5 protein-coding genes and 1 pseudogene are annotated in these 9,024 nt (G+C 66.8%); all 6 read right to left on the bottom strand.

Translation table 11 applies throughout. The features are described 5' to 3' along the window. Positions 1-2,659, bottom strand: a pseudogene (locus IT472_RS11025) (hypothetical protein); the annotation flags it as partial. A gap of 392 nt (positions 2,660-3,051) precedes the next feature. Then, positions 3,052-4,353 (bottom strand): DUF58 domain-containing protein, encoded by a 1,302-nt coding sequence (locus IT472_RS11020; protein WP_297181558.1) that lies wholly within the window; start codon positions 4,351-4,353, stop codon positions 3,052-3,054. Further along, complete coding sequence (locus IT472_RS11015) at positions 4,350-5,345, bottom strand: MoxR family ATPase (RefSeq protein WP_297181557.1); 996 nt, start codon at positions 5,343-5,345, stop codon at positions 4,350-4,352. Before IT472_RS11015 ends, IT472_RS11020 begins: the two co-directional genes overlap by 4 nt. Beyond that, positions 5,342-6,472: a DUF4350 domain-containing protein gene (locus IT472_RS11010; protein WP_297181556.1), complete on the bottom strand. Its 1,131-nt coding sequence runs from the start codon at positions 6,470-6,472 to the stop codon at positions 5,342-5,344. The genes IT472_RS11015 and IT472_RS11010 overlap by 4 nt, the downstream gene beginning before the upstream one ends. Beyond that, positions 6,469-8,088, bottom strand: a complete 1,620-nt coding sequence (locus IT472_RS11005) for a DUF4129 domain-containing protein (protein ID WP_297181555.1) — start codon at positions 8,086-8,088, stop codon at positions 6,469-6,471. Before IT472_RS11005 ends, IT472_RS11010 begins: the two co-directional genes overlap by 4 nt. Continuing rightward, a complete protein-coding gene (locus tag IT472_RS11000) occupies positions 8,075-9,007 on the bottom strand; it encodes a stage II sporulation protein M (protein ID WP_297181559.1) in 933 nt (310 codons plus the stop codon). The genes IT472_RS11005 and IT472_RS11000 overlap by 14 nt, the downstream gene beginning before the upstream one ends. Positions 9,008-9,024: the final 17 nt, after the last annotated feature.

Below are 9,024 nucleotides of genomic sequence, written 5' to 3'. Positions count from 1 at the left end.
TGGCCGTATTGTTCGGCGCCACGTTCGACAGCCCCGCCGGCACCGTGCAGGTGACGACGAACGGGGCGGGCGGGGCGCTGACCACGCAACCCGGGCTGACGCTGTTGATACCCAAGTCATCCGAAATCACGTCAGTCACCGTCGCCGCCGCCGTCGTGGCTGCGCCGCCGCTGTTGGTGACCGTGATCGTGTAGTCGTAGGGAACGCCGTAAGTGGCCGCCGCCGGGCCGGTCTTGACCACCGCGAGGTCCGGGTCGGCCTTCACCGTGTGGGTGGTGGTGCAATCCGCGCAGGTGGGCGCCGTCGGGCTGCCGCCGGTCGGAACCACGCTGTTGCCGACGCTGCCGGTGGCGCCTGCGGCCACGGTCGCGGTGTATTCCACCGCGTAGGCGCCGGGCGGGGTGCCGACCGGCAGGGTGAACGTCAGCACCGGTGCGGCTGACGTATCCGGCGTATAGCTTCCCGGCGCAGTCACCGACCCGAACGTCAGGCCGGTGCCGAGGGTGTCGGTCAGCACCAGCGGGCTGGTCAGCGCGGCCTGGGTGATGGTGGCCATCAGCGTGTAGGTCACGGTGTCGCCCGGTGCCACGTCCGACCCGTCGGCCGGCGCCGAGAGCTTGAAGATGCTGATTGCCGGATCGGCCAGGGGATGGGTGGTCGTGCAACTCGTGCACAGCGGTGCCGGCACCTGGCCGGAGGCAACCACGGTGTTGCCAATGCTGCCACTCGCGTTCGCTTCCACCCTCGTGATGTAGCTGACGGAATAGGTGCCGGGGACCGTGCCTGCGGGCAGGGTGAACACCAACACCGGTGCGCCGCCCACGTTGGCCGAGAACGACGACCCCGGCATCACCGCGCCGAACATTTGTCCTGCGGTCAGCGTGTCGGTCAGCACCAACGCGGTGGCCAGCGCCACGTCGGTCACTTCTGCGGTCAGCGTGTAGGTGATCTCGTCGTCGGCGTTGACCGTGCTGCCCGAGCTCGGCGTGGAGGTCTTGGTCACCCTCACCGGCGGAATCAGCAGCGGGATGGTGCTGTTGGTGTTGCCGGTGACGGTCTGGTCGGGATCGTTCGGGAACGTCTGCGAGCCGTGGGTCAGCGACACCACGTTGGTCAGCGTGGGGCCGAGGAAATCGGGGTTGACGGTGACGCGGAAGCGCAGTTCAGCCTGTTGGTTTTGCGCCAGCATGCCGCCATTGACGGCATCGGACCCCGAGCCCACCCGGAACACCACCTGGCTGCCGTTGAACTCGCCCTGGTCATCACCGCTGGCGTCGCTGCGCGGCGTGGCGCTGCCGATCCCGAGCCCGTCGTCGCGATGGACGCTCAACGAATTGGGAACGTAGGTGGTGCCCGTGGGGATCGGATCGGTCACCACGACCCGGATCGCGCCGTCCTGCCCGCTGTTGCCGAACTTGATGGTGTATTCGAGGATTTCTCCCGGCATCACGTCGGGGGCACCGGGACGGCTGACGTTGGCGACCGTCTTGGTCAGCGAAGGCAACACGCTGGGGCGGAACAGGTCGGACACGAAGACCAGGGCGTGGGGGAAGTAATTGTCCGCGCTCGTTCCAAATGTCAGAGTGGCCGTGGTCGCACTGTTGCTGATGCGCGGCTTGCCGGCATTGGCCGGAATGTTTGAAATATCGACCAGCTTGAGATCAATGGCGTAGTTGTTGGCGTGCGCCGGATTGCGGGCGGTGTTCAGCACGCCGAGGTTGCTGACCCGACTGTTCCAGAAGTTGTTGTTCGGACTGGCCGTATCCGATAGCACACCCCCATCAAGGACACCCGCGCCGGTCAGGCTGAAGTTATCCCCCGTGAGCCCGGCATCACCCTCCCACACCAGTGCGCCCATGTAGGCGTTGAAGTTGCCGGAAGGCGGCGTGAGGATTCCACTCACGGTCTGGGCCACGGTTCCGCTGCTGCCAAGATATCCGGCATTCCCATCCCACAGCATCAGCCTGCGCAGCGGTTTGCTGTTGTGCTCGTAGAGCACGATGATCGCCCAGCCACCGTAATTGCCCAGACTGCCGCCATTGCCGGAGTTGGCGGTGAGCCCACCCACCGCATAGGTGCCACTTCCACCGGCCTGCACCAGCGCCGTGACGTCGGCCTTGGCGGTATATGGCCGACTGGTGTTGTCCGTGTTCGCCACGGTGGTGAACGTGTTCAGTTCACTGGCCGTGATCTGCGTATAACCGCCACCGGGGATCTTGAGCCAGATGACACCGCGGTTCGCGTTGCTATTACCAGAGCGGCCAGCCCAATACAGCCACGCTGTCTTGATAGTGGCACCACTGGGCATCATTCCCACTGTCAGGTCTGCGGTCGACGAGTTGGCTGGCGCCGGCGCGCCCACTGGATCGACGTTGACCCACACCATGTTGACGTTGGTATTGCTGCCGTTGTTGCCGTGGCAGGCGTTGCTCTGATCGCTGCTGCACTGCAGCAACTGGTTGCCGATCATCGCCACGTCGCCCTGGACGTCGTAGGAGCGGCCGTTGAGGTTCAGCTGGGCCGAAGCCGTGAACGGTGCCGCCAAGAGCACCGTCGCCAGCAGCCAAAGCAGGGCCGGGCCGGGGCGCCGCCGCGCGGGGGCCGCGCCAGAGCGCAAGGACAGGAGGCGGCTGATCTTGCGGAAAACGGATGCGGTCATGGCGCTCGACGGTCAGGCGTAACGAAAGGACATTCCGTCAGCCGCGCAGTCCGGACAGCCAAAGCCGCACCTCGCGCACCGACAGATGTGTGAGGCGAGGACACGCAGGCCACGTCGGCCTGCGGCTGCCCCCCCATGCAGCCCTTTGATTCTAAGCACAATCTTGCGGTTTTGTTAATGATTATTAATGATTTGGATGCGATCCGTGACGCAGGTCAAGGCGGCTCACCCGGAATTCCCTCCGTGGGCCTACTCCGTCTGGTCAATACCCTCAACATCAGCATTTCTTGCAAATCAGCAAGTCGCATGACTTCCAAGCCGGCGCAAATCTTTGCCCTGCGTTGTGGCCAAGCCGTCATCGGGTGGCGCGGCGCAGCACGTGGTTCCCCGCCTTACAGCAACCCCTCGCGCTTGATCTGCAGGTAACGCTCCACCAGCGCACCGGGCAATTGCGCGCAGGTGACATCGAGCACGGCGACGCGGTGGGCAACGAGGGCATCGTGGGCGGCGGCGCGTTGCTCCAGGTAGCGTGCCGCCGAGGTGGCACGCAGGGCGCCGCGCAAGTCATGCGCATCGTCATCCAGTGCTTGATCGAGCACCTGCTCGCGCAGGCTGGCAATGACCACGTGATGGCGCTGGCGCAGCAGGCGCACGGCGGCAAGCAGGTCTTCGCTGTCTTCATCGCGCAGGTTGGTGACCAGCATCACCAGGCTGCGGCGGCGCTGGCGCAAGGTGAGCTCGGTGGCGGCGGCAAGGTAGTCGGTGGCCACCGGCTGCGGCTGCAGGTCGTAGGTTTGCCGGAGCAGCATGTCGATGGCGCCGGCACCACGCTGCGGCGGCACCCAGCGGCGCGGCCCACCATGGGCCAGCAGGCCGACCGCATCACCCTGCCGAAGCGCCAGCCATGACACCACCAGCGCCGCATCCAAGGTTTGGTCGAAATGCGAGAGCGTGCCGTCGCGTGCCAACATGCGCTGGCCGGTGTCCACCAGCATCACCAGGTGCTGGTTGCGCTCGTCCTGGTATTCACGCGAGATCAGCCGCCGCATCCGCGCGGTGGCCTTCCAGTCGATCTGGCGCAGGCTATCGCCAATGCGGTAATCACGCATCTGGTGGAAATCGGTGCCTTCGCCACGACGACGGCGCACATGCGCACCCACCGCGCGCGATGCCTGTTCATCGCCGAGCATGGCCAGCTTGGCCAGCGGTGCGAAGTTCGGAAACACGCGCACCGCCTGCGCAGGCGCCACGTTGCACCGGCGACGCCACAACCGCAGGGGCGAGTGCAGGCGCAGGTGCACGCCGGCGAAGTTGGCGTCACCCCGTTCGATGGGGCGCAATCGATAGCCGAGCCGGCTGTCGCTGCCGGGCAGCAGATCGACGCGACGCGGCAAGCCGTGGCATTCCCAACCGACCGGGTGCAGGTCGAACACGTCCACGCATTGGCGTTGCGCACCCGCAACGAGCACCAACTCGACGTCGCGTTCAACACCCACCGCCAACACGTCCGGCAACCGGCGCTGCACCGAGGGCGGCGTTTGTCGCCACACGGCTGCGGCATCGGCCAGCGCCAGCACGGCCAGCAGCGCACCGCCCAACGCCCATGCGTAGGCCGGCAACAGGTCGAAGCTGACCACCAGGCCGAGCAGCGCCCAACCCGCCAGCAGCCCGATCAGGGCAGGTGCCGGTCTCACTGGCGCGGCGCGTCCACCTTGGCCAGCAACGCCCGCAGCACCTCATCCACCGATTGGCCTTCGATGTGCAATTCGGGCGCGAGCTGGATGCGATGGCGCAGGCAGGGCAGCGCAATCTCGCGCACATCGTCCGGGGTGACGAAATCGCGCTCGGCCAGCACGGCCTGCGCACGCGCCGCACGCACCAAGGCGATGCTGCCGCGCGGCCCGGCGCCAAGGGCAATGCCCGGCCATTTGCGGGTGGCAGCGGCGATCCGCACCGCATAGTCGAGCACCGCCGGATCCACCCGCACCAGTGCGGTGCCCACCTGCAATGCGCGCACCTCGTCATGGCCGATCACCCGCTGCACCTGCGACAGGTCGAACTCGGCGGCGGTGCGGCCCTCGCTGACCGCGGCGACCATGCGCTTTTCGTCCTCGATCCCGGGATAGCCGATCAGCACCTTGAGCAGGAAGCGGTCGAGCTGGGCCTCCGGCAACGGATACGTGCCCTCCAGCTCCAGCGGGTTCTGCGTCGCCAGGCACAGGAACGGCGACGGCAACGCGAAGCTTTCGCCTTCGATGGTCACCTGTTGTTCCTGCATCGCCTCCAGCAGCGCCGACTGGGTCTTGGCGGGCGCGCGGTTGATTTCGTCAGCCAACAGCAGATGCGTGAACACGGGGCCCTTGCGCACCTCGAAGCGCTCGCTCTTCGGGTCGTACACCGCATGTCCGCTGATGTCGCTGGGCATCAGGTCCGGGGTGAACTGCACGCGTGCATGCTGGCAATCCAGCGCCTGCGCCAATGCCCGCACCAGCAGGGTTTTGCCAAGCCCGGGCACGCCTTCCAGCAGGACGTGGCCACCGGCAAGCAGGGCGATCATCACTTGGTCCAACACCTCGGGTTGGCCGATGAAGGCCTTGCCGACGGCGTCGCGGATCGCGCTGGCGCGTGCGCCCAGTGCAGCACCGACCGGCGGTGGTGGAACGGGGGGCAGGGTCGGCGTGTTCATAGGCGTTTCCTCAGGTCGATCAAACGGGCGATACGGTGGCGGAAATCGAGAGCGTCGCGCGGCGGGCGGGTGTCAAGCGCCACGCGCACGTCACTGGCAGCCAGCCCGGTGCGGGTGGCGATCAGGCTGGCCTGGGTGTCACCTTCCTGCGCGGCGGCCAGCGGGTCGCGCCGACGAAGGCGCGCATGCACCGCCTTCAGCAACGCGCGATGCAGCGTCGCCAACTGGCCATAGCGCAACAGGTGTTCGCCACTGGCCTCGACATGTTCGAGCATCGAGCGCCGCGGCGGCTGTGGCGCCGGCAGCAACGGCCCGAAGCGCTGCGCACGCATCCACAGCCACAGCAGCAGGCCCAGGAAGGCCGGCAGCAGGGCACGCCAGCCGTGCTCCAGCAACCAGCGCCACAGCGGCGGCAGGTCAGCGGCGTAGATGAGGTGGATGGTACCTGTGCCCCAATTCGGGGCCAGCAACTGGCGTGCGAACGCGGCGTTGCCTGGATCGTCCAATGCATTGTTGGTCAGCGGCCTGAGCTCCGAAAGCAAGTCAACGCTGCCGGCAGCAATCGGAAAGCGAGCAAAGACGTATTCGCCCTGGGCCGGGCTCCATGCAACCGAAGGAGCGTCCGCGCCCGGCTCGAGCGAAAAGCGCGGCGATGAACAGAACAGGCTGCCAGACGCGCCGCTCGAATGGGCGAACGGCACACAGTCAGGCTCACGCATTTCCGAAAGGATCGGCAAGCGACCCGCCAGCGCGGCAGCGCCATCCTGGTTGCCGCGTTCGTTCCACGGCGGCAACTGCAGCACCACGTGACCGCCGGTCTGGGCGAAACCCATCAGTCGGTCACGTTCGATGCCCGTGAGCGTGCGTGGATCGCCGAGGATCACCACGGTATCGCGCCGCCCCAACGGGAACCGGTCGAGCTGCAGGCGTTGCCGCGACAGCACCTTCTGGCCATCTGCGCGCAGCACCTGCTTGAGCGCGTACAGCGGATTGAAGCTGGCTTCGCCGCGCGGTGGCAACTCGACCGATCGCTCCACCTGCTTGAACGTGATCAGAAACCACGTCACCAGAAGGCCAATGACCAGCAAACCCAGCAGCCAGATGGCAAGTTTCCCGCCGCGCGTCATGTCGCCCACCCGAAGCGCTGACCCAGCTGCACCAGCAGGGATTCGAAATTCCCCGAATCCGGCAGGCGTTCGGCATAAGCGGCGTATTGCCAGACAGTCACCATCCGGGCGAACGCCGCCCGGTCATCGTCGTCCTTGAGTGCACGCGCGGCCCGCAGGCACTGTGCCTCGGTGGCGCCGGGCACCAGCAGGGCGCCGGTCCGCTCCGCCATGGCCGCGACGCTGGCGCGGTACAGCAGGGCCAGTGCGGCCCGCGACTGGCCCTTGGACCACAGCGCGCGCGCGTGGCCAAGGACATCCGCCGGCAACGGCTCTGCTTCGACCTGAACCGACTGTTCGATCGGCGCCGGTGGACCGGACCGCCGGGGCGCCATGCCACGCAGCCACGGCAACCAAGTGCGCCAGCTGATTGCCAGCCCAACGGCCACCGCCGCGACCAGCAGCCACATGCCGTACTCGGAAAGCAGGGCAAAGACCTTGGAGATCAACTTCAGCAGGGCGTTATCCCCGAGGGAATCGTCCGCGCGTTGCGGATTGCGAGGCTGCCATTCGGTCACGGTCCGTCGCGGGTGCAACAGGGGATCGTTCGCGAGCGCACGCGCCGCATCGGAAAATCGGCGATCGTCTTCGACCCGCCCGAAGACCTGTTTCAGGTCGACCGCAGGTTGCGCGGCGTCTCCATCGGCCGTCGCCAGCGCCACCGCGTTGCCGCCCGGTGCCGTGCACACGTCCCGCGTCGATGGCTCCGCCGCCGACGCGACACGGGAAGATGCCGACAGCGCTGAAGAATGCACCATCCCCGCATGCACCACCCCGGGCACGGACAACGCCAACACCAGCAGGCACGGCAGGATCAAGGCTGCATCGCGCAGCCGGGCACGCAGGCGCCGAAACGCGATTTCCACGTCCCACGCCTCGATCCGGGTGCGGCGATCAAGGTACAGGCCGAACCCGGCGCCGACGTAGAACGGTTCGATCACGCTGGCGGCGAACCACAGCACCAGGTTCCCGATCAGCTGAATCCAGCGCGGCGGGGATTCGCTCAGCAATTCCCACGCTGCGCGCGCGGATTCCGACAGCAGTTCGATCGGCACGAACATCAGCGCCAGCACATACATCGCAAACACCAGCACCAGTTCGAAGTTCGCACACACCAAGGTCAGCAGCGCCGCGTGGCCGCGCATGCCTCCACCCACCACGCTACGCCGCAGCGATGGCCGCGGCCCGCCTTCCAGCAGGTCGATCGGCAAATACAGGGCGCGTACCGGTCCAAGTCGGCGCCAACTCAGGTAACCAAGCATCGGCCGCCAGCCCCAGCTCCTGAATCCGGCAATGGTGTCGCGAACACCCGGCGCCGGGCCGAACACCGCCCGCGAGATGACGTACAGAGGAATTCGGTCGAACACCGGCTTGAGCCACCACATCAGCAGGCTTGCCAACCAAAGCCGGTCCAGTGCCCAACCCAGGGCATTGAGCATGATGAACACCGGCAAGGTCAGCACCATCCATGCGCGCCAGATCGGTCCGGCGTGACGACGTACCAACGCGATGCCCAGTTCGACCGCTTCCCACGGCGTGCGCGGCCGCAGCTCGACGCTCAGATCACCGAGGCGCATCGCGGTCCCTCCCGCCCAGTGTCAGCCAAGCCAGCACCAGCGCCCACAACCCGGCGGCGACGCCGTACTTGACTGCGGCCGGAATCCAGCTGATCGATGACCAGAACGCCTCGATGAAAGCCGCCGCCACCAGCATGACGAACACGCCCAGGCACAGCGCCGCGCCGCGCCGCCCGTCCTCGATCAGCGCATGGGCGCGGGTCCGGCGACCGGGCGCCAGCAGCGCCAAGCTCAGGCGCAGGCCTGCGGCCCCCGAGATCACGATCGCGGTCAGCTCGAACGCCGCATGGCCAACCACAAAACGCCAGAACGGATCACCGAGGCCGACGGTCTGCAGATGCCCAGCCACCATCCCGGTCATCACCCCGTTGAAGGCGATGGTCAACACCGGCCCGATCCCCGCCAGCAAGCCGCTGGCGTACGTCCGCAGGCCAATACTGATGTTGTTGAAGATGTAGAAGCCGAACATCGCCAAATCGCTGCCCGAATCCCGACCCAATCTCTCGGCCGCCTTCGAATACATCGCCTCCCATTCGGCCACCTGTTGCGGCGGCATCAGGGTATGGATGAGCTCTGGCTTGAACTGCAGGGCGACGAAGCTGGCGACCAGCGGGACCACGAACAACAACAGGGAAGCCAACAGCATCCCGGACTCGGCGCGCACCAGCCGCGGGAAATCGGCAAGGATGAACTCGAACATCCGCTGCCAGCGCGGCAATGGTGGCCGGTACAGCACGTCATGGCCCCGCTGCACCAGACCCTGCAGGCGCTCCTGCAGGTGCGGACTGTAGCCGCGCCGGCGCGCCAGCCCGAGTTGGCGGGCCAGCCGACGGTAGACGGAAGGCACGTCGATGTCGGCCAAGCCACGCCAATGGATGTCGCCACGCGCCTTGCGCGGATGCGCAGCGCGGACATCCAGCCAGCGTTCGAATTCGG

Origin of the sequence: Thermomonas sp. (genome assembly GCF_020850895.1) — a bacterium.
Classification (GTDB): Bacteria; Pseudomonadota; Gammaproteobacteria; order Xanthomonadales; family Xanthomonadaceae; genus Thermomonas.
This window is presented reverse-complemented; position numbering and strand designations above follow the sequence as displayed.